The 19,185-nt window shown below is 52.1% G+C and carries 18 protein-coding genes; 8 read left to right on the top strand and 10 right to left on the bottom strand.

Annotation, left to right across the window (positions count from 1 at the left end):
- Positions 1 to 92: 92 nt before the first annotated feature.
- From GILYN3_RS11375 to GILYN3_RS11365, 3 genes are all read left to right on the top strand, one after another.
- Entirely contained in the window at positions 93 to 446 is a 354-nt protein-coding gene (locus GILYN3_RS11375) for a YkgJ family cysteine cluster protein (RefSeq protein ID WP_049723092.1), read from the top strand.
- Positions 447 to 518: 72 nt separating this feature from the next.
- Complete coding sequence (locus GILYN3_RS11370) at positions 519 to 860, top strand: MliC family protein (protein WP_049723091.1); 342 nt, start codon at positions 519 to 521, stop codon at positions 858 to 860.
- A gap of 169 nt (positions 861 to 1,029) precedes the next feature.
- A complete protein-coding gene (locus GILYN3_RS11365) occupies positions 1,030 to 2,448 on the top strand; it encodes a hypothetical protein (protein ID WP_049723090.1) in 1,419 nt (472 codons plus the stop codon).
- 27 nt (positions 2,449 to 2,475) lie between these two features.
- On the opposite strand, the gene GILYN3_RS11360 is transcribed toward GILYN3_RS11365, so the two are convergent.
- Genes GILYN3_RS11360 through GILYN3_RS11335 form a run of 6 tightly spaced genes read right to left on the bottom strand, consistent with a single transcriptional unit; the run spans position 2,476 to position 8,494 of the window.
- Positions 2,476 to 3,621: a DUF3570 domain-containing protein gene (locus tag GILYN3_RS11360; protein WP_198147348.1), complete on the bottom strand. Its 1,146-nt coding sequence runs from the start codon at positions 3,619 to 3,621 to the stop codon at positions 2,476 to 2,478.
- Complete coding sequence (locus GILYN3_RS11355; protein WP_049723088.1) at positions 3,608 to 3,832, bottom strand: DUF4266 domain-containing protein; 225 nt, start codon at positions 3,830 to 3,832, stop codon at positions 3,608 to 3,610. The genes GILYN3_RS11360 and GILYN3_RS11355 overlap by 14 nt, the downstream gene beginning before the upstream one ends.
- Entirely contained in the window at positions 3,829 to 4,353 is a 525-nt protein-coding gene (locus tag GILYN3_RS11350; RefSeq protein ID WP_084005377.1) for a TlpA family protein disulfide reductase, read from the bottom strand. Before GILYN3_RS11350 ends, GILYN3_RS11355 begins: the two co-directional genes overlap by 4 nt.
- A 9-nt stretch (positions 4,354 to 4,362) precedes the next feature.
- Positions 4,363 to 5,061 (bottom strand): outer membrane beta-barrel domain-containing protein, encoded by a 699-nt coding sequence (locus tag GILYN3_RS11345; protein WP_049723087.1) that lies wholly within the window; start codon positions 5,059 to 5,061, stop codon positions 4,363 to 4,365.
- On the bottom strand, positions 5,031 to 5,813 hold the full coding sequence (locus GILYN3_RS11340) for an SH3 domain-containing protein (protein WP_049723086.1): 783 nt from the start codon (positions 5,811 to 5,813) through the stop codon (positions 5,031 to 5,033). Before GILYN3_RS11340 ends, GILYN3_RS11345 begins: the two co-directional genes overlap by 31 nt.
- Positions 5,813 to 8,494, bottom strand: a complete 2,682-nt coding sequence (locus GILYN3_RS11335) for an HzsA-related protein (protein WP_049723085.1) — start codon at positions 8,492 to 8,494, stop codon at positions 5,813 to 5,815. Before GILYN3_RS11335 ends, GILYN3_RS11340 begins: the two co-directional genes overlap by 1 nt.
- A 277-nt stretch (positions 8,495 to 8,771) precedes the next feature.
- On the opposite strand from GILYN3_RS11335, the gene GILYN3_RS11330 reads away from it, so the two are divergent.
- The 4 genes from GILYN3_RS11330 (at position 8,772) to GILYN3_RS11315 (ending at position 14,674) form a co-directional block, all read left to right on the top strand.
- On the top strand, positions 8,772 to 9,989 hold the full coding sequence (locus GILYN3_RS11330; RefSeq protein ID WP_049723084.1) for a hypothetical protein: 1,218 nt from the start codon (positions 8,772 to 8,774) through the stop codon (positions 9,987 to 9,989).
- Position 9,990: 1 nt separating this feature from the next.
- Positions 9,991 to 12,471, top strand: a complete 2,481-nt coding sequence (locus GILYN3_RS11325; RefSeq protein WP_084005375.1) for a LamG domain-containing protein — start codon at positions 9,991 to 9,993, stop codon at positions 12,469 to 12,471.
- 16 nt (positions 12,472 to 12,487) lie between these two features.
- Positions 12,488 to 14,071, top strand: coding sequence for a hypothetical protein (locus tag GILYN3_RS11320; RefSeq protein ID WP_049723083.1), 1,584 nt, complete (start codon positions 12,488 to 12,490; stop codon positions 14,069 to 14,071).
- A gap of 318 nt (positions 14,072 to 14,389) precedes the next feature.
- The gene (locus GILYN3_RS11315; RefSeq protein ID WP_232305576.1) at positions 14,390 to 14,674 is read left to right on the top strand and encodes a type II toxin-antitoxin system RelE/ParE family toxin; all 285 of its coding nucleotides are present in this window, start codon (positions 14,390 to 14,392) and stop codon (positions 14,672 to 14,674) included.
- On the opposite strand, the gene tnpC is transcribed toward GILYN3_RS11315, so the two are convergent.
- From tnpC to tnpA, 3 genes are read right to left on the bottom strand one after another with little or no spacing between them, the layout of a single operon-like run.
- Entirely contained in the window at positions 14,669 to 16,219 is a 1,551-nt protein-coding gene (tnpC, locus tag GILYN3_RS11310) for an IS66 family transposase (protein ID WP_049721473.1), read from the bottom strand. The two genes, GILYN3_RS11315 and tnpC, sit on opposite strands and share 6 nt — an antisense overlap.
- 22 nt (positions 16,220 to 16,241) lie before the next feature.
- Positions 16,242 to 16,598, bottom strand: coding sequence for an IS66 family insertion sequence element accessory protein TnpB (gene tnpB / locus GILYN3_RS11305; protein WP_049721474.1), 357 nt, complete (start codon positions 16,596 to 16,598; stop codon positions 16,242 to 16,244).
- The gene (tnpA, locus tag GILYN3_RS11300) at positions 16,595 to 16,885 is read right to left on the bottom strand and encodes an IS66 family insertion sequence element accessory protein TnpA (RefSeq protein ID WP_049721475.1); all 291 of its coding nucleotides are present in this window, start codon (positions 16,883 to 16,885) and stop codon (positions 16,595 to 16,597) included. Before tnpA ends, tnpB begins: the two co-directional genes overlap by 4 nt.
- Before the next feature lie 261 nt (positions 16,886 to 17,146).
- Between tnpA and GILYN3_RS11295 the strand changes: the two genes are divergently transcribed.
- Positions 17,147 to 17,470 carry a hypothetical protein gene (locus GILYN3_RS11295; RefSeq protein ID WP_049723082.1) on the top strand — a complete coding sequence of 108 codons (324 nt, stop codon included), beginning with the start codon at positions 17,147 to 17,149 and terminating at the stop codon, positions 17,468 to 17,470.
- 670 nt (positions 17,471 to 18,140) lie between these two features.
- Here the strand turns inward: GILYN3_RS11295 and GILYN3_RS11290 are convergent.
- Positions 18,141 to 19,181: a DNA cytosine methyltransferase gene (locus tag GILYN3_RS11290; RefSeq protein WP_049723081.1), complete on the bottom strand. Its 1,041-nt coding sequence runs from the start codon at positions 19,179 to 19,181 to the stop codon at positions 18,141 to 18,143.
- Between the last annotated feature and the right edge of the window lie 4 nt (positions 19,182 to 19,185).

Below are 19,185 nucleotides of genomic sequence, written 5' to 3'. Positions count from 1 at the left end.
TTATACCAACCCAATACCGCCCTAACACTGCGCCGGACTTAAAATGGGTATTTGGTGTAAAATGCACCGACCAGAAAAACAGAAGACAATCAATGAACGACAACCGAAATATTATTGCGCGTTTACGCGAACAGATTCCGTCATTTGAATGTGTCCCAGGCTGCCATGATTGCTGCGGCCCGGTAACCACCTCATCTGAGGAGATGTCACGCCTACCGGTTAAAACTGAAGCGGAGCACGATGCGGCATTAAATGATTACAACTGCGTTCACCTAGGGCCCAATGGTTGCACCGTGTATGGTGAACGCCCCTTAATCTGCCGCCTGTTTGGCACAACGCCCAAGATGCCTTGCCCCAATGATCGACGTCCAGAGCAGATGATTGACAGCAAGGTAGAGCAGCAGATTCATTACTACATTGCCAACACTCGGCAAGTTCTGGTGTAATTGATCTCGACCGGATATCTAAGCACTACATATCTAGACATCTAGCACCATCCACTCAAAACGAACACTTGTATGCAAGTTGCTATCGCACCTCTAACATTCACCGTGTTTTTACTTTTATCGGCCTGTGTACGTTACCAGCCAAGTACTGCGACAACAACGGTACATCACTATCGCTGCAATAGTGACGAAACCATTACAGCCACCTACGTCACCCACGACTCGGCCGTCATCCAATACAAAAACATTCAGTACGATATGAAGATTGCGGTTTCTGGCAGCGGCTCGCGTTACGTTAACAGCGAATTCGTGTGGTGGACGAAAGGCTTGGGGCGCGGCTCTGAAGGCACTCTTTTTCTGCCTATTGTCAATGGTGCTTCGGGGCCAATGATTGAGCTTTGTCGCCATTCATAAGTTCATTAGGTAAGCCTAGCGGCCGATCAAATCGGGCGGCTAAAAACTTAAGGTTTATGGTTTAATTCTATACATTTTACTGGCCTTCGCTCTAACACTCATCATTTATGTGGACGCCCGACAAATGTCTCGGTATCGTCATAAGCTATCTGAGGCTATAGGGGGTACCGTGTTTACATTAAAACGCAAAGGTGATTACCGTTTGCAGCTGGCCCGCACATTAAAAAAGCCGGGGCAGTATAAAGTCGAGCTGTATCTATTCACTCCTCATGAAGAGCGATTTTCTTCTCGAACACTGACCGAGCAACAATTCTTCTTCAACTCTCTAGAGCATCGCTTTGGCTTACTGGGGCTGCCCGATAAAGACCGGATAGGTAAAGCCGGTAGCGCATTCGCCTTGCTCTCGCCACACTACGAAATCATGTATGGCTCTTGGTTGTTTCAATACCGGGCCTCGGTCGACCGCTTACGTCAGCAAATCCAAAATGCCGAGCTTACCGCCGACCCGCTAAAACGCGCCCTGCGCTTGATCCAGAATTTTTCCCAACGGCTGCGTCAATCTACCCCCGAACAAAGTAATCAACAGCGTTACTTTAGGCTGGTGGATGTTTATTTTTCTTGGCATGCCGAGCAGTTTTTACTGGAATGTAAAACACTCGAGGGATTTTCTGAGTTAGATCAAGAGCTCAAAGATGCAATTCAGGAATTTCTACAACTGGAGTATTCTCACCGCCGCGAGATGAAATACCTAGTCGACTTTCGCGGCACACCCACTCGGGTGTGGAACCGTATGAATTTGTACCTACGGCTACTAGAGTTTCCCGTGGTACTGCGCTCTAAAGTGACCGAACTAGGTGCCGGTACGCGCAAGTTGGTTAAAGCGGCCTCCACCATGTTCGTCATGTCGCTGTTCACTTATCTGCTGTTCAACCTGCGTGACGATCACCAACAATTATCGCTAGCACTACTGTTAGGTATCGCACTGATCTATGCACTTCGCGATGTGTTGCGCGACGACATTATTGATAGTGCAACCAATTGGCTACGCAAAGACAAACCGCGCTGGAAACTGCGCTTACTCATGCCCTACACCAGCAAACTATTGGCACTACAAAAGGCTTGGCTAGACTACCGCAAACGACCCGAGCTCTCGCAACAGATAATCGACTGTACCGACAAGTGGACCACCACCATTGAGGAGCGGCAAATTATCTGTTATCGCTCGGTGTTAAATTTGGATAAAACCTCACTCGAGCAAAATCAGATACAAGAGCGTATTAGTTTAAACTGCGAAGAGCTGTGCGAAATGATTCAAGCCACCAGGAACAAACTCTTCGCCTGGGAAGATCCAGATGACCTGACCTCTACGGTTCAGGCTCACCCCATCGAAAAACAACACGACTACAATCTGTTATTGGTGTGTTCAGATCTCGATCAGGGCTACGCTACAGCGCAGCGCTGGCGCTTGCGTTTAGGAACCAATGGTATAGCACAATGTGAAAGCAAAAAATCGCACTGGCCCACACCGGAGGAGCAGCAGAGAAGAACTAGGTTGCAACGCCTGAGCGGTTATTTTCGCAAAAACTAATAACCGACGGTAAAGTACACCCAGCGGTTAATACCAAAAAGAAAAATACAACCGAATCACGTTGGCATCAAAGCCATACAAGGATTCTTCGCCAACGGCGGCTTCGCTATCGAGCACATTGCGAAAGTCGTCGTAATCAAACTGAAAATTATCCCAATACAAGTTAACGGTGCTTTTTTCAAATATCGATAGCCAACGCTCGGGCAGGGTGTAGGTAACACCCAAACCAAAACTGTTAGAGCTAAATTCGCTTAATTCTTTATCGCGCGCTAAAAAATTCTGCGCATCGCGAAAGGGAAACAAGTCCGAATAAAAATCAGCTTGGCTTTGACTGTAAGCGCGGTATTTAGCCTCAACCAACCAATCTTGGCCCACGGTGTGTAAATAACGCAGCTCTATGTTGGTGGCCGAGATACCCCAACTATCATCGTGGTAGCGGGCATCGGCACGCACTGACGCGCGCCACGGCAAATAGTAAATACCCCGTACGCTAAAAGCATCGGAGTTGCGAGTTAATGGATACACTTCACTCTGGTAGCTATAACCCCGTGGCACGCTGCTGTCTTTATAACGCGCTTGACGGTAAGGGTTATTTAAAAAGCCTTCATCTATAATCGATTCGGCACTAACCACGGCAATTAACGATTTAGTTAATACCTGAGACAAGCTTAAGCGGTAGCGATAATTTTTCGCACTGGCCGAGAAATCTTCATTGCCATTAACACCCACCAAGTTTTCACCAAAACTCAGCCCCATACTTAGGGTGGTTAAATCGCCAAAAAATGTTTGGCTAACACCGGCACTAACCGTCTCGGCTTCGTAGTCGCTCTCGGTGCTAGAGGTATAACCCAGGCTCATTAAGGTTTTATCGTGTAGATAATCCAGGCCAATAGAATACTCGGTGCGCTCTTCGGAATACTCACTGGCGGTAGCAAGTACATCAATTGAGGCGCTAGACACCATATCCACATAGTATCCCGCCGAGATAGAAACAGTATCGGCAATATTTTTACGCACTAAGACTGACGGCCCATCAATCGTGGCACCACCGCCGTCGTAACTGTGGTACATCACATCTAAGCGGTCCGGCTGCAATACCTCGGCGGTGGTAAGTAACGGCAGCAACAGTAATAAAGCAGCAATGCCCCGCATTAACCTATTAATTACAACCACAACCGCCTCCACTGCCACCCTCTGCACCGCGCGCGGCCTCGCGCGCCTCGTATACGTGATGTAAATAACCCGCCGCAATAGGGTCGCGATCAAAGCTCATCACCTGATCGGCCAAGTGCTCACGCTCGTAGGGTTTTACCCAGGGCGTGCAGGCACAAGCACCCAGAGCCAGTAGCACTAAGCTCACGCGTGCAAGCGGGGCAATATTCATTCGCGAATCAGCTCTTTAACTTGCGCGCGATACTTTTCTTCGTCGCCCGCGCGATAGCCGCGATTAACGTAGCGAATCACACCATTACGATCAATGACCACGGTGGTGGGCATGGCATCGACGCTGTACAGTTTACTGGCGATGCTTTCAGGGTCGTACAAGATCGGAAAACCAACCCCTAGATCTTTAATCAGCTTATCGCCTGCAGTTGCATCGGATTCAACATTAACGCCATAAAGTACAAAGCCTGCACTTTCGTAGCGCTGGTGTAACGCGTCCAGTAGCGGCATCTCTTTACGACAAGGTGCACACCAGCTGGCCCAAAAATTTAACATCACGACTTGGCCGCGCTGCTCAGCCAAGCGCACATTACTACCCTGATTACTTTTTAAAGTGATGTCTGGCGCTTTAGTGCCTACCGCTTCGGCAGCGTGTGCCGAAAAAAACAATTGGCCAAGTAATAACAAACCAACACTCACCACTCGCAGTGGTTTTACAAAAGTATTTACTGCAACGCTCATGCAAAGCTCCTAAAAAAATACAGATAGGCCAATACGGCCTGCAAAATTATTGGTCTTTCGGCTTTCGCCAAACAATTCATGGCTAAACATGTGATCACGCATGCCAATATCTACCGCAAACATATCGGTTAAGTAAATTTTATAACCCGCACCCAGCGAGTAAGTGGCATAACGATTAGCGGCAAACTCGGTATTACCAGCCCCTGCCGTAATATAAAAATGGGTATTAAAAGCCATATTACGGCTTACATACACCTGTCCCGGCAATACTTTATAACCCACCGCTAAACTGTAGTAAGTCAGCTCGCGCTCTGCATCATTTAACAATTCAACCGCGCCACTTAACAGCTCGTAGCTGGTTTTTTGCGCTTCGCTTACGCCGTAAATAGCTTCGACAAAAAAATCTTCGCTAATATGGTAAGCAAGGCTTAGTCCCAATACGCTATTGCTGCCAAAATCTTCGATGCCCAACACGCCACCATAGATGCCGATCTCAAAGTTCTCGGTATCGAGCATATCCTCGGTAATTTGACGGCGCTCAATGTCGGCGCCCACTATAGGTTCAAGTGGATCATCCTGCTGCGCCAGCGCCGAGGCGGCCGGCCATATCGGTGCGGTTATCAACAGCGCCGTTAAAGCTCGCTTAGTGAATACCTTTTTAGCTAAAAACTTTCTATTTAAAAGAAAACGCTGAAGCCAACTCGCCATTCGGAAACCTCTTCATTATTAGTGCGGGTGGTTAGCAGATAATGGTTTATGTATTCGGCGCGCAGAAAAAAGCGCCGCGACAAATACACATAAGCGCCAAGGCTCGCCTGCAACACAGAGTCCTCACGATCTTCGGTATCTACCAAGGTTGCGCTGGGGTTAACTTTTATCATTCCCGCGCCCATGCGTAAAAACGGCGATACTCGCCACTCGGGAAACGGTTGATGCAATAAACCGGCGCCAATAATTTCACTGTCAGAGAATTGTCCGGCCTGCTGCGAATAGCTCGCCTCTATAGTCAGGTTGCGGGTAAAGCGGTAGCCCAAACTCATAGCGACAGAATCGGCACCGCCAAAATCACCCAGCGCGGCGCCCAACTCAAAGTGGCCCACCACCGCATCGGAGCGGTACTCATCGGTAAAATCTGGGGTTTGGCCATCGGGCCCCAAAGTGTATTGCATAGCGCTGCGCTCAACCCAACCTTTTAAACCGCGCTCAGTTGCAATTTTTATCCAACCGGCGCGGCTTTTTAATAGGGTAATAGGTTCGCCATATTCCAGCGCATGAAAAATCGGGTAACCGCGCCCGGGGCCGGTGTAGACATCGATGTAAGCACTGTCCACCGTCACCACCAGCGGCGGCTCGGCATCAAACCAATCGGCCACTGCCGGTGCAGATGCAGCGACCACGAGCAAGCCAAATAAGGTGGATGCAAGTGCGGCGCGGCTTAGTAGCGCTAAACGTTTAAGCATTACTCGGGCACATCAAATGGGTTGTTATAGTATTGCGCGCCGATATCTAACCACTCCGCCAGTAACTTGCGCTCGGCATTGTTGATTAAACCACGGTGATCAAAGGTATCTTCCATGGGATCAAACTCGGTAAATCGGTTAAAAAAGCGACCACTGGCAAAGGCGCCGCCGGACGACAAAATTTGGCTAATAGGTACGCGCTCAAACAGCGGTATTGGGTTGCCTTCGGCATCCAGTATCAACTCGCCATCTTCATCGGTGGCAAACTCACCGGTGGCGATTAAGCGCTCTTGCAGCACACCGTCTAGCAACTCTAACTCAAAGCGGGTGCGCATAAGTTGCTGGTACGACACGAGCTGATCAGTATCTGTCTCAGTCGCGCTTAAGTCTAACTGGCCGGCGGGAATCTGCACAAGGCCATCGGCATCCGCTGGGCTATGGCAACTCGTGCAGGTGTTATCAGCCAACACACTGTTATCGTCAGCGAACACTATGCGCGGCTGTTGCCACAGCGGTTGAATATGTGTCGGGTAGGCAATCGTCACTCGGCACGCCGCACTCCACTGTTGCTGGCAAGCGGCACTGGTGGGTACTCGCGCGGGATCGGGTACGTCGGCAAGCTCACTATAACGGACACTAAAGCTTGGATCTTTGGCGCGTACAGCAGGGTCTGTCCAGACATCGTTGTACACTAAATCGACCTGCGGCTTTGGTGCGCCGACAATGCGGGCGTAAACCTCGGCCATTGTTTCGCCCATCTCGGCCACATATTGCGGCTCGGTATTAGCAAACGCTAAACCACTGGTCGCCGCACCGGCATTTAACGCCACCGGACCAACATCAAGCCGCCCGTGGGGCACTTGCGAGTCGCGCTGGTGGCAACCATTACAGCTAAACGTCTCGCCGGGACGCACCTGTAACCAATTTTGGTGGCGCGGACTAATACGCATACCGCTGGCATCAAGCACCGAAATCGTAAAGGCGGTATCGGCCGGCACCAAAGCGTGCACCGAACCGTCGGGCGCCACCGGCACATAACCAATAATCTCTTTCATACCCTGAGCGCTGCTGACACCAAAGGCACTGCCCGGCACTTGTTTAATGTCTCGCGGCGGTTGCGATACCGCGCCCACTAAACGTAAAAAACGGGCAGGGCGAGCCGCCGCTACAGTTTGACCCGGATCACTCAGGGTATCGATACCCACGCCGCTGGTATCCACGCCATCTAAATCATAAACACTGCGAATATCCAGCACCCCCAAGCCTTCTTGAGCGTGTGACGGCACCGTGGGGTTATCTGTGGTGGCAGCGGTTGGGCGGGGGCCCAGCACCACTAAATCGGTGTAAATAACGTCTTCGGTCGGCACAATCACCGGCTGTTGCGAATTGTCGTCTAGGTTATAAATAAACAATCCGTACACCGGTGGCGCGGCCTCGTACTCGGCCGCTAAATTGTCATCGGTGCAGGGCACATAGCGGGAGTCACCGGTATCTGGGTCGATCTCGTCCAAACGGCACTGGCTCCAACTCACCAGTAAACGGTTGGTGTCATCAAACAGCGGCGCTAATGCCGAAAAATAACCGTGCCGCGAGATACTGCCATCAATCATCACCGGCAACACCGTCAGTTTATCTAGCGCATCGCCCTCAAAACCCAGCACCGTTTGGTCATCTTCAACGTACTCGCGGGTATCAATGGCGACCATATCGCCGCCCGGCAGCTCATCACGCGGTTTGTAAATACCCACCAACCGTCCATCTGGCATTAGCTCTGGGTTAAACAACCACGGCGTGTCCTCTTGTGCCCGCGTGTGGTAACCGTAATGGGGGCGCACATCGGTGCCATCGGGGTTACTGGTGTAGTAGCTGATGCGGTTATTGCGGTAACTATCGGCGCGGGTGTACAGCAGCTGGCCATCGTCGCGCAGCAGCGGGTCCCAATCGTGGCCCTGGTTATAACTAATTTGCCGAATATCTTCACCGGCAGCAGACATGCTGTGCAATACAAATGCAGCGCCATCGCCCGATTCGCTCTCGGCGGCATACTGAGGTTTGTTGGTATCTAACAGTAACGCGCGGCTGCGTATTTGGCGGGTCGATGAAAATACGATGCGCTCATCGGGTAGGTAGCGTGGCGATATATCATCGGCGGTCTCGGCAACAATATCCGAGCTGATCACGCGCCGCAGCTCACTGCTGGATAAGTCGTACTCCCAGATATTCCAAGTGGGCTGATCTTCGTCGGGCGCGTCCTCTATCTCGGGCGCACGCATAGCAAACAACAACCGGTCACCATCGGGGTGCGCGCTTAAATCTTTAACATCGTACTCGGCACCTGCCGCAAAGGCTTGATCGGTGATATTAATGGCCAGGGCGCTATCGGTGGCGCGGTTTTTAATCCATAAGCGCGCCCCAGGGGTAAACTCATCGCGCCCAGTCGGTATTAACGGCAACAGCTCGCCATCATCATTGCGCGGAAGCGGCCGCTCGATGTAGGCAATGGGAATATCTTTTACCACTGGGTCCGGCGCCTGGCCCGAACCGCTAGGCCCGCCACCACCGCCGCCACAACCGGCCAATAAAACGGCAAGTAACGAGGCCGACATGAAACGGCGAGCACAAACCCGCGACAAGGCATCCGAAGGCGATATAAGCGGCGGCGTTACAGCGTGTGTTGTCATTGACCATCCTAGCTGGGTACAAAGGTTGATTGTCCGGCAATCGCGACAATAAATCTTTGTCGCCAGTCACGCTGTGTGCCAACACGGACGCTGAGCATCTCAATTTATATAAACTTTTGTTACGATCTTGCTAATCTGTGATTGGGTAGACACCCACAGACGGCCGAATAACACAGGCTTGAGCGTTAATCCGCCTATAATAAGCCACAACTTGCAAGACCTAGATTAAAACACAAACCCAGCAACTGCCACAGCATCAAACCATTTGGAGCCACCCATGCCGCTCTGTTCGCCTCTTAACTTACGCCACTGCGCTCTAGCGTTAAGCCTAAGTTTACTCGCCGCCACGGCCACAGCCGGCCCCCGCGAACAAGCGTTGACCATACACTCGCGCATCGCCGGAGTACCGCCCAGCCCCGCTGTACTAACACAAATGAGCCAACTCATTAGCAGTGGCGATACCGCGCAAGCGGTGCGCATCGCGATGGACAACGACGGCTTTTACCGCGCCACCTTAAAAACCTGGGTAACGCCCTGGACCAACCGCGATATGACCGCCTTTGCCCCGCTCAACGATTACACGGCCACAGTGATGGGGCTGATACGCGACGAAGCGGATTTTCGCGATGTACTGGTCGCCGATGTACTGTACACCGGCGACGCCAGCTTAGGGCTGCCCGCTTACAGCCCTAACGACAACGCCCACTACCAAGCGCTGCAAGACAGCGACGCCAAACTGGGCGAATCGCTGGTACGGCAAACACAATCGCAACTAACCGACATACCCGCCGCCGCCACCGCTGGAGTAATAACCAGCCGCGCTGCCGCTAAGGCGTTTTTTATCGCCGGCACCAACCGCGCGATGTTCCGCTTTACGTTGCTCAATCATTTATGTCGCGATTTAGAACAAGTACACGACGTTACCCGCACCCCCGATCGAGTTCGCCAAGATATCAGCCGCAGCCCCGGCGGTGACAGTCGCGTGTTTTTAAATAACTGCGTTGGCTGCCACGCCGGCATGGACCCAATGGCGCAAGCGTTTGCCTACTACGATTACGAATACGATGCCAACACCGACCCTGATGCCGAGCGCGGTGCGATCCACTACAACAGCGATGGTACAACCGATCCGGTAACCGGCAACCGCACCGAAGCTAAATATCATATTAACGCCCGCACTTTTGCGCCGGGCTACATTACCCCCAACGACAACTGGCTAAACTACTGGCGCGAGGGGCCCAATGCTATTCTCGAATGGGACCCAACCTTAGCCGGCAGCGGCAGTGGCGCCAAAAGCCTGGGCCGCGAGCTGGCCAACACCGGCGCCTTTGCCAGTTGCCAAGTAGAAAAAGTGTTTACTCAAGTCTGCCTGCGCAAACCCGGCAACGCCGCCGACCGCGCACTGGTTAGCAATGCCAGCGCCGCTTTTGCCGCCAGTGGCTACAACTTAAAACAGGTGTTTATCGACACCGCCGACTACTGCAAAGGTGAATAACATGGCGGCTCGGATAAATACTTTGTCTAAATCAATGCTCGGATTCATCGCCGCGGCCGCTCTTGTTGGCTGCGGCTCTGGCAGTGGCGAAGCCACCAGCAGCAACGTTCCACCCGACGTGGGCGATAACACCGGCAATCCAGGGGTTGTTTATAACGGCCCCGCGCCACTCACCGAAGACGTGCAAAACTTTAAGTTGTACCTATGGGATAACCTAGCGCTCGCCGAGCGCTGCGGCGCCTGCCATGTGGTGGGCGGCAACAGCCCTATGTTTGTTCGCACCGACGACATCAACCAAGCCTACCAAGCGGCCGTACCGCTGGTCGATTTACACACCCCGCAGCTGTCCAGCATGGTCAGCAAAGTAGCCGGTGGCCACAACTGTTGGCTCGATAGTGATACCGCCTGCGCCGATATTATTACCGGCTATATTACCGAGTGGGCCGCCGCCGCTGGCAGCATCAGCAACGAGATCATCCTCACCGCCCCCGAGATTAAAGAAGTGGGCGGCAGTAAAAACTTTCCTGCCGATAACAGCGATTACGCCGCCACCGTGTACCCGCTAGTCAGCCAGTTTTGCAGCAGCTGCCACGCCGAGGGTGCACCCTTAATGCAGCAACCCTATATTGGCAGCGCCGATGTGCAAACCTCATACGAGGCCGCCCGCAGCCGCATGCGGTTGGATGACCCAGCCCGCTCGCGGTTAGTTGAGCGGCTCGCGGCCGAATCGCACAACTGCTGGAGCAGCTCTTGCGCCAGCGATGCCAGCGCCATGACCGACGCCATTGCCGCGTTTGCCAATCTGGTGCCGGTCACCGAGATCGACCCCGCACTGGTCACCAGCAAAGCGCTGCAACTAGGCGACGGCACGGCCGCCAGCGCTAACGGCCGTGTTGATAACTACGTAATAGCGCGCTACGAATTTAAAACCGGCAGTGGCAGCACCGCCTACGACACCAGCGGTGTTAACCCCGCCGCCGATTTAACCCTGTATGGCGATGTCGACTGGCTATCCAGCTGGGGGCTGCGCATTAACAACGGCAAAGCCCAGGCATCAACCTTACCCAGCCGTAAATTGTTCGATCAAATTAGCAGCACCGGCGAGTACTCCATCGAGGCGTGGGTCATTCCCTCCAACATCAGCCAAGAGGACGCCCGCATTGTCAGCTACTCGGGCAGCACCCAAGTGCGCAACTTTGCGTTAGATCAAAATCTGTATAACTACACCCACTACCATCGCAGCTCCAGCACCGATGGCAACGGTATGCCGGCGCTCAACACGCTGGATGCCGACGAGCGCGCCCAAGCCAGCTTGCAACACGTGGTCATCACCTTTGATCCGGTGGGTGGCCGCCGCATTTACGTCGATGGCGAATTTACCGGCGATACCGATCCTATCGCCGCCGGCAACCTGAACGAGTGGGACCCAAGCTTTGCGCTGGTAATTGGCAACGAAGTTTCGTCCGACCGTTTATGGAACGGCGCGCTGCGCTTTTTGGCGATTCACAATCGTGCGTTATCGAGCGAGGCTATTGCCAGCAACTTCGCCGCAGGCGTTGGCGAGACTTACTACCTGCTGTTTAGCATTAGCGATTTAATTAACGTCACCGATGCCTACATCGTGTTTCAGGTGCAGCAGTTTGACGATTACAGCTACTTGTTTAGCGAACCGTTTTTTACCCGCTTAAGCGATGACCCCATCCCCACCGTAGCCGTTAAAGGTATTCGTATTGGCGTTAACGGCCGCGAGGCCATCGTCGGCCAAGTGTTTGCCGCGCTCGATAGCGAAATTAACGCCGCCGAATACACCGAGGGAATACAACCGTTATCGCGTCAAGGTGCCGTGGTCGCGCTAGAGCAGGGCAGCGAGTTGGACACCTTCTTTATTACCTTCGATTTACTCGGCGAGCACACCTTTGCCCGAGTCGAGGCCGGGCCACCGGTGCCGCAACCGCCGGCCGATATTGCCGATCAGCCCAGCTTGGGCTTAAAAAGCTTTGCCAGCATTAACGCCTCGCTGTCAGCCATGACCGGCATCAACCACACCAACGCAGCGGTGCAAACCACCTACGCCAAAGTCGAGCAACAACTGCCCACCACCAGCGGGCTAGATACCTTTGTCGCGGCGCAGCAAATGGGCATCACCCAGCTGGCCGTGGCTTACTGCAACGCACTGGTCAATGACACAAGCGAGCGCGCAAACTTCTTCCCCGGCTTTAATTTTACCGCCGCTCCGGCCGCCGCCTTTAATGCCACAGGCCGCAGCCAAATTATCGACCCGCTGCTTAACGCCCTAGTGGCAGGCGACACCGGCGGCGCACTTAGCACCCAAGCCAATCCGGCCACCCTGCGCGCCGAGTTAAACAACTTAATCGATACCATGAGCGCCTGCGGCAGCAGTTGCAGCGCCGACCGTACCGCCACCACCGTCAAAGCCACCTGCGCCGCCGCCCTTGGCAGCGCCGTGATGCTAGTTCACTAACGGAGCAGACCGCACTATGAGTAAATATCGCACGCCTCTGCATCCGGATGCACCGCTTAAACTCAACAGCCATCACCGGCCCGTTACTCGGCGCGATTTAATTGCCCAAGGGTTTCGCGCCGGGGGCGCCACATTAACCGGCGCATCTATGCTTAGCTTGCTGGCGGGCAACGCCAACGCGGCGCTGTCACCCGACATAAACGCCATGCGCCAAGCCTGCGGCATTGCCAGCCAAGGCGCGGGTAAAATTCCGTTTATCTGCTTCGATCTAGCCGGCGGCGCCAGCATGGCTGGCTCTAACGTACTGATTGGCGGCCCAGGCGGGCAACTAGATACGCTATCGGCCAGCGGCTATAACAAGCAGGGCCTGCCCGCCGATATGACCCCCAACAGCAGCACCGGCGATTTTGTTAACCGCGATTTGGGCCTAGCGTTTCACAGCGACAGCGGCATGCTGCGCGGTATTTTAGAGCGCGCCGCGCCCGGCACCGTGGCGGCGGTTAACGGCGCGGTGATTCCCGCCCGCTCCGAAAACGACACCGGCAACAACCCCCACAACCCCATGTACGGCATTAATCGCGCCGGCGCCAATGGCTCGCTGCTGTCATTAATTGGCTCGCGCGCCAGCGACTCGGGCGGCAACTCTATGGCACCGGCCATGTTGTTAAACCCCGAGGCTCGCCCCACCAAAGTCGACCGCCCAAGCGATGTGACAGGCCTGGTGGATGTAGGCGATCTAGTCAGTTTATTAAGCCAATCCGACACCGTCGCGGTAATGGAATCGATGGTGCGTTTAAGCAATGCCAAACTGGGTGCAATAGATACCGGCAGCAACCGCGATGCCGCACTAAAAGAATTAATGCGTTGCGGCTATGTTAAAAGCGCCGACCTTGCCGACCGCTTTGGCAACCCCGCTGCCATCGACCCAATCGCCGATGCCGACATTGTTGGCGCCAGCGGTATTTTTAGTTTTGACGAATTCGATAACGACAGCGAGTTTCGCAAAACCGCCTCGGTAATGAAGCTGGTTATGAGCGGTTACGCCGGCGCTGGCACCATTACTATGGGCGGTTACGACTACCACACCGGCGATCGCTCCACCGGCGAGATTCGCGACTTACGCGCCGGCCGCTGCATTGGCGCCTGCCTAGAATACGCCGCACGCATGGGTGTGCCGGTAATGATTTATGTATTCTCCGACGGCTCGGTATTCTCTAACGGCACGCTCGATGAATCCGTTGAGGGCCGAGGCAAAGGTGTTTGGACCGGCGACAACCAACAAACCGCCGCCAGCTACTTTTTGGTGTACAACCCCAATGGCCGCCCCACTATTGCCGGCGGCTCAGAATCCGTGCAAGCAGTGCATCAACAACTCGGGTTTATGCGCAACAGCGGCGATGTCGAAACCGCCTCAAGCCCAGCGGCCAATAACGTCAACTTGTTGGTCGAGACGTTGGTGCTGAATTATATGGCGCTGCACGGGGAGCAGAATTTATTCTCTACGCTGTTTCCGCAGCATGGGTTGGGCAATGCCACGGCGTTGGATCGGATGACGGCGATGAATCCGATTTGTGATGGGACTATTGGGAATTTGGTTTAGGGCGCTGTGCGCGCTTTTTGTTTAAAGCTCTATACTTTCTGGATTTGAGCTAGAGATTAGCTTGTTCCAGTTTTCTAGTTGGGTGCGCTCTGTCGCCGCGCGGGCGAGTTACTTCTTGCGATGCGGCAAGAAGTAACCAATGCTGCTCCTGCGCGTCCTTGCGCCCGCTGCATTAATGAATCCCTTCACGTCAACGCTACTTCGTCGTTAGCTTTTATACCATCCCACTAGATAAGCTAAGCTCAAACTTACGATCGCATAAAAACAGTTGAATAATAACTTATATGTTATTATTATGAGCAAAAGGGAGTTTGATCTGTGGTATTGCCGGTAATCCAGCGAAAAACCCAAGAGTATTTAGTTAAGGATGGCCGAGCGCCATTTCGAGATTGGCTGATGGGGCTCAAAGATACTAGAGTGCAGGTAAAAATCACCAAGGCTGTAACTCAAATGGAAGCTGGAAACTTTGGCGATCATAAGCCCATTACAGGTGGTAATGGTTTGCAGGAGCGCAGAATCAACTACGGCCCAGGTTATCGAATTTATTACATCACCGAAGGCGATGAGTTGATCGTAAGCGCCAAACCAACCACCCGGTTATGATTGGTTTAACTTGATGCTAGCGTTCCATGGCAGTAGCGCCTCGATCGACTCAACACTTTGCGCATTGGGCAGCTCTTTAAAAACCACTTTCAAGTAATCATACGGATTCAGGCCGTTGGCCTTGGCCGTTTCGATTAAGCTATAAAGATTGGCGCTGGCATTGGCACCGGCCTGGCTATTAGAGAACAACCAGTTCTTCCGCCCCACGGTAAACGGACGTATGGCATTCTCTGCCCGGTTGTTATCGATCGGGTAAGCACCGCCGTCCAGATAGCGGACAAGCCTATCCCACTGATTATGCAGGTAGAGTAATGCCTTGCCGATCGCGCTTTGCGGCGGCACATTAGGCAGGCTTTTTTCCAGCCAGGCTCGCAGTTTGTTGATGACGGGTTTCGCCTCTTGTTGCCGCCTTCGGTAGCGCTCATCTGGCGGCTGATCCTTTATGGATTTTTCTAAGGCGTACAGTTTTTGGATGAGCGCCAAGCCCTGATCGGCTTTGCCAGCTTTGCCTTTTTTCTGGACGGTTTTGGCGTCCATGAATTTGCGCCGGGCGTGAGCCCAGCACCCTAAGCGGGTGATGCGGTAGTCTGTACACGCTTTTCCATAGCCTTCGTAACCATCGACCATGATGGCACCCACACTCGCATCGAGTAAATCCAGCGGCACCGACTGACGCCGGGAGTCGGCGTAGTGGAACAGCACGGTGGGACTGGCAGCGAAGCTGCCCATCACCCACATGTAGCTTTGGCTCTCAGCGGTTTTCCCTGGCTCGTTGAGAACCTGTACGGTGGTTTCGTCCAAGTGGATGACAGGCTGCGCTAACAGCTTGTCATGCAAGAGATTAATCAGCGGCTGCACCAGCTGCCCCGAACGGATCATCCAGTTGGCAAGGTTGGTTCGGTCCAGGGCTAACCCGGCGCGTTTAAAGATCTCACTCTGGCGGTACAGTGGCAGTGCATCGCAGTATTTCTGGGTAGCCACATAAGCGAGCAGCCCTGCACTGGCGATACTTTTTTCAATGGGCTGTTTGGGTTTGGTGGCGGTGACGTGGTGCTTTTCGCAGCAAGGGCACACGTACTTCTGGCGCCGATGGACGATCACCTTGGCCTGGGCGGGGATGATATCCAGTTGCTCGTGGTCTTCAGTGCCGATAGCCTTTAGCTCGGCGCCATCGTGCGGGCACACCCGCTCGGATTCAGGCAACTCATACAACACCTCTTCACGCGGAAGGTTCGCCGGTAGGCTGACCCGTGGTTGCTTACGGCGAGTATGAGACGGGACATCAATGGTGTCTTCTTGTGTGGCTTCAGCGGGTTCGCTCGCCTCGCCTTTCTCTGCCGATTCGGCTTCATTGAACAGCCCTAGATCGAGCTGATCCTTAGAGAGCTTTTCACTGCTGGCAGAGAACTGCTTGCGTTGAAATTGTTTAATGAGTTCTTCGAGGGTGCTGATGCGACTCGCACGGCTTTTTAAAAGCGTTTCTTGTTCTTCAAGTTGCGCTTCAAGCTCTTTGATTTTGTGTTCAAGCGGTGCGATTTCTGACATGCCGCTATTTTACCAAAACTCATCAACGAACGTCTCGGTAAAACAGCGTTTCATGCGGTTTTAATTGAGCGATATCAAACCCGCGCAAGAGCCATTGCCACTGTTCGTGATCCAGTACCACAGGATCTTCCGGCAAGCGCTTGGGCCACTTAAACTTATCGCGCTCTAAGCGCTTTTGCCACAGAGCAAAACCCGTCTCATCCCAGTACAACACCTTAAGTTGACTGCGCTTTTTGTTGCAGAAGACAAACAGCGCAGGATCAAAAGGCGAAATCGCCATCTCATCCTGAACGATAACGCTTAATCCGTTAATCGCTTTGCGAAAGTCTACCGGCTCGCGGTGTAGGTAGACCTTAATATCTGCCGGCCACTGGATCATGCAGCCAAAGCCTTGACCAGTTGTGCGATAGTGTCCACATCGCCGGCGGGAAGCTTCACCGCGACAGAGCCGTAGTGTATCGTTGCCTCACCGGACGGCTTAGGCTCGGCCAGTACGGTTCGGGAAAACCTACTTGGTTCAGGACGAGCTTTAAGCTTTGTCCGTCGCAGGCTGAAGTATTTAGCGTTGAGCCCACGTTCGGCACAGAACTTGGCTTGAGTTAATCCGCTTTGCTCGAACTCCTCGATCAGAGTCAGCCAGTCGGATTGGCTGCGATGCTTTTTCATGTGAACCTCCTATTGATGAAAGCTGGGAGGTTACTGGCCTAGGATTGATTCGTATAGTGGGTGGTTGGTTTGGCGCTTACAGTTGATCATATTGTTCGCAGGCAGCGATAAATCAGATCAACAGGCGGTTATCGATACCGCTAAAACGTATTTAACCGATTACAGAGCGAGAAAGCGAGATACAGCTTTCTCGCTTAGAAAATCTAGGGCGCTGCCTACAATAAAGGCGCCACAAAAAAGTAAACGATGAGGTAACCTCAAATGGCCTTAACCCGAGAATTTAAAGATACCGTTATGGAGCTTTGCAAAGACCCTGCGTATCGCAAAGGGTTATTGCTAGAGGCTCTGGAATCTTACCTTGAAGGCGATATCGTCGTCGGTAACTCCATGCTTCGCGATTACCTTAACGGCACACAAGCCTTTGCCGAGATCGCACATAACTTGCAAATTCAAGAGGCGGGGCTTCGTCGCATGGTTAGCCCCAGCGGCAATGCTACCGCTAAGAATTTATTCCGGCTGTTTAAAGCCTGTCAGGATCGCGAAGGAATTCACTCGGCGGATGAATTTTTGGGGTATGCGGCTTAGCCCTATCGTTACAAAACTAACTTTCAAAATGTGACTTGTAAGGCCTGACGCCATTCCGTAACTCAGATCTAAACTGACAGACGCCGGTTAACAGCACCGCTGGGGTCAGGTCTTGAATTGTGAATCAACTATAAACTTAACCATCGAAAATTGAATCTGACCATTCGAGAAAGCGCAACAGAATCGAGTTTTGTCTTTTCCCCACAGAAACCACAGGCCCAAGAATTTTATTTATGACGCTAACGCGTTAGCAATATCCTTTAGTGCTAGGCAATGATTATTTACGAAAACTGGGGCAGATAAAGCTAATTACTCAAGAAAATTCACAATTCAAGACCTGACCCCAATGTTCTTACAATTCAAGACCTGACCCCAATGTTTCGTGTTTCGTGATCACTGGCAAAACAGACTTGTGGATTATTGCCACGCTGAATGACGTGTTAAGGCATTGCTGCAGGGCCAATTCGAAGAAGGCGAGCCATGGTTCATCCTTGAATCCTAGTGAGTGCGTTTTAATTGAAACAATGGCACAAAATTTCAGCACCAAAAAAGAGAATTAATGCGCCATAAGTTTCATCTGACCCCAGTTTCCTTATGCCAAGCGAAATAAAAATCAAACAATTTTGACCCAATTAAGCATAATCAGAGAGCCAAAAAATAATTAACTCTTCTATGAGCTAGAAATGGACTTCAGTAAGCTTTTCCCAATTGCTTTTCCCAAAGCCACTGGAACTGCATTTCCAATCATTTTTCCAATAGATGAAAAATATACTTTTTCACTAGGCTTAACAAATTGATAGCTTTTAGGAAAAGTTTGCAGCATCGCTGCCTCTCGTAACGAGATTGCTCGGTGTTGCTGCGGATGCCCGAACCTACCGTTTCCATATCCATAACTTTGCGTAGTAATGGTAGGACTAGGCTCATCCCAACTCATTCTTGCATATACACTTACATAACCCCTGCCTGAAGATTTTCGATGGCACTCTGCCTTTAGATCCTCCGGCCAATCGTGCCACGTCCCGCCCGGGCGGGACGTTCTAATTCTTTTCATATTTAATAGCGAAAGACCAGCCGCCACATGCAAACTATCTTTTTCATCTTTTTGTCCAGCTTCCAGTTTTGGCAGCCGACCAATAGTGTCTCTTACTGTTTTGTAATTTCTGGGCAATCTGGTAGGTTTTATAAATTTTATTTCGCCAATCTTTGAGGCGATCAATACATGTCTACTTCGACCTTGAGGCATACCATAATCAGGACAATATATTTTCTTTGCCCAGACCTTGTATCCCTTTTCCTCAAGACTAGAAACAAAATCATGATAAACCTCATGCCGAGTCACATCCGGAACATTTTCCATAGTTACAAGTTCAGGCAGCATCTCATCTATTAAGCTTGAAAAAGCATAAAGTAAAGGCCATTTTTTATCGTTTTTTACATCCCTCCCTTGCGAGTAGGTGGAAAACGGTTGACAGGGAGCACAACCAGCAAGAAGTCGTATGCATCCGCTCGGGTACAACTTTCCTAAATCATAACCTTTCAAATTCTGTACATCTTCATTATAAAAAACGGCACCTTTGTTATTATGCTCATAGGCGTGTTTACAGGAGGCCTCAATATCAAAACCTGCCACCACATCAACTCCGGATTTTATAAGTCCATGAGTCAATCCGCCCGCGCCACAAAACAAATCAATTGCACATATTTTTTTCATAAAT

Origin of the sequence: Gilvimarinus polysaccharolyticus (assembly GCF_001187555.1) — a bacterium.
Lineage (GTDB): Bacteria > Pseudomonadota > Gammaproteobacteria > Pseudomonadales > Cellvibrionaceae > Gilvimarinus > Gilvimarinus polysaccharolyticus.
This window is presented reverse-complemented; position numbering and strand designations above follow the sequence as displayed.

Excerpts from the sequence above, each read along its gene's own strand:
- tnpB (WP_049721474.1), bottom strand. The coding sequence starts at position 16,598 with ATGATCCAGTGGCCGGCAGATATTAAGGTCTACCTACACCGCGAGCCG.
- GILYN3_RS11345 (WP_049723087.1), bottom strand. The coding sequence starts at position 5,061 with ATGGCGAGTTGGCTTCAGCGTTTTCTTTTAAATAGAAAGTTTTTAGCT.
- GILYN3_RS11320 (WP_049723083.1), top strand. The coding sequence starts at position 12,488 with ATGAGTAAATATCGCACGCCTCTGCATCCGGATGCACCGCTTAAACTC.
- GILYN3_RS11370 (WP_049723091.1), top strand. The coding sequence starts at position 519 with ATGCAAGTTGCTATCGCACCTCTAACATTCACCGTGTTTTTACTTTTA.
- GILYN3_RS11355 (WP_049723088.1), bottom strand. The coding sequence starts at position 3,832 with ATGAATATTGCCCCGCTTGCACGCGTGAGCTTAGTGCTACTGGCTCTG.
- GILYN3_RS11375 (WP_049723092.1), top strand. The coding sequence starts at position 93 with ATGAACGACAACCGAAATATTATTGCGCGTTTACGCGAACAGATTCCG.
- GILYN3_RS11340 (WP_049723086.1), bottom strand. The coding sequence starts at position 5,813 with ATGCTTAAACGTTTAGCGCTACTAAGCCGCGCCGCACTTGCATCCACC.
- GILYN3_RS11350 (WP_084005377.1), bottom strand. The coding sequence starts at position 4,353 with ATGAGCGTTGCAGTAAATACTTTTGTAAAACCACTGCGAGTGGTGAGT.
- GILYN3_RS11335 (WP_049723085.1), bottom strand. The coding sequence starts at position 8,494 with ATGACAACACACGCTGTAACGCCGCCGCTTATATCGCCTTCGGATGCC.
- GILYN3_RS11290 (WP_049723081.1), bottom strand. The coding sequence starts at position 19,181 with ATGAAAAAAATATGTGCAATTGATTTGTTTTGTGGCGCGGGCGGATTG.
- tnpC (WP_049721473.1), bottom strand. The coding sequence starts at position 16,219 with ATGTCAGAAATCGCACCGCTTGAACACAAAATCAAAGAGCTTGAAGCG.
- GILYN3_RS11295 (WP_049723082.1), top strand. The coding sequence starts at position 17,147 with ATGGCCTTAACCCGAGAATTTAAAGATACCGTTATGGAGCTTTGCAAA.
- GILYN3_RS11330 (WP_049723084.1), top strand. The coding sequence starts at position 8,772 with ATGCCGCTCTGTTCGCCTCTTAACTTACGCCACTGCGCTCTAGCGTTA.
- GILYN3_RS11325 (WP_084005375.1), top strand. The coding sequence starts at position 9,991 with ATGGCGGCTCGGATAAATACTTTGTCTAAATCAATGCTCGGATTCATC.
- tnpA (WP_049721475.1), bottom strand. The coding sequence starts at position 16,885 with ATGAAAAAGCATCGCAGCCAATCCGACTGGCTGACTCTGATCGAGGAG.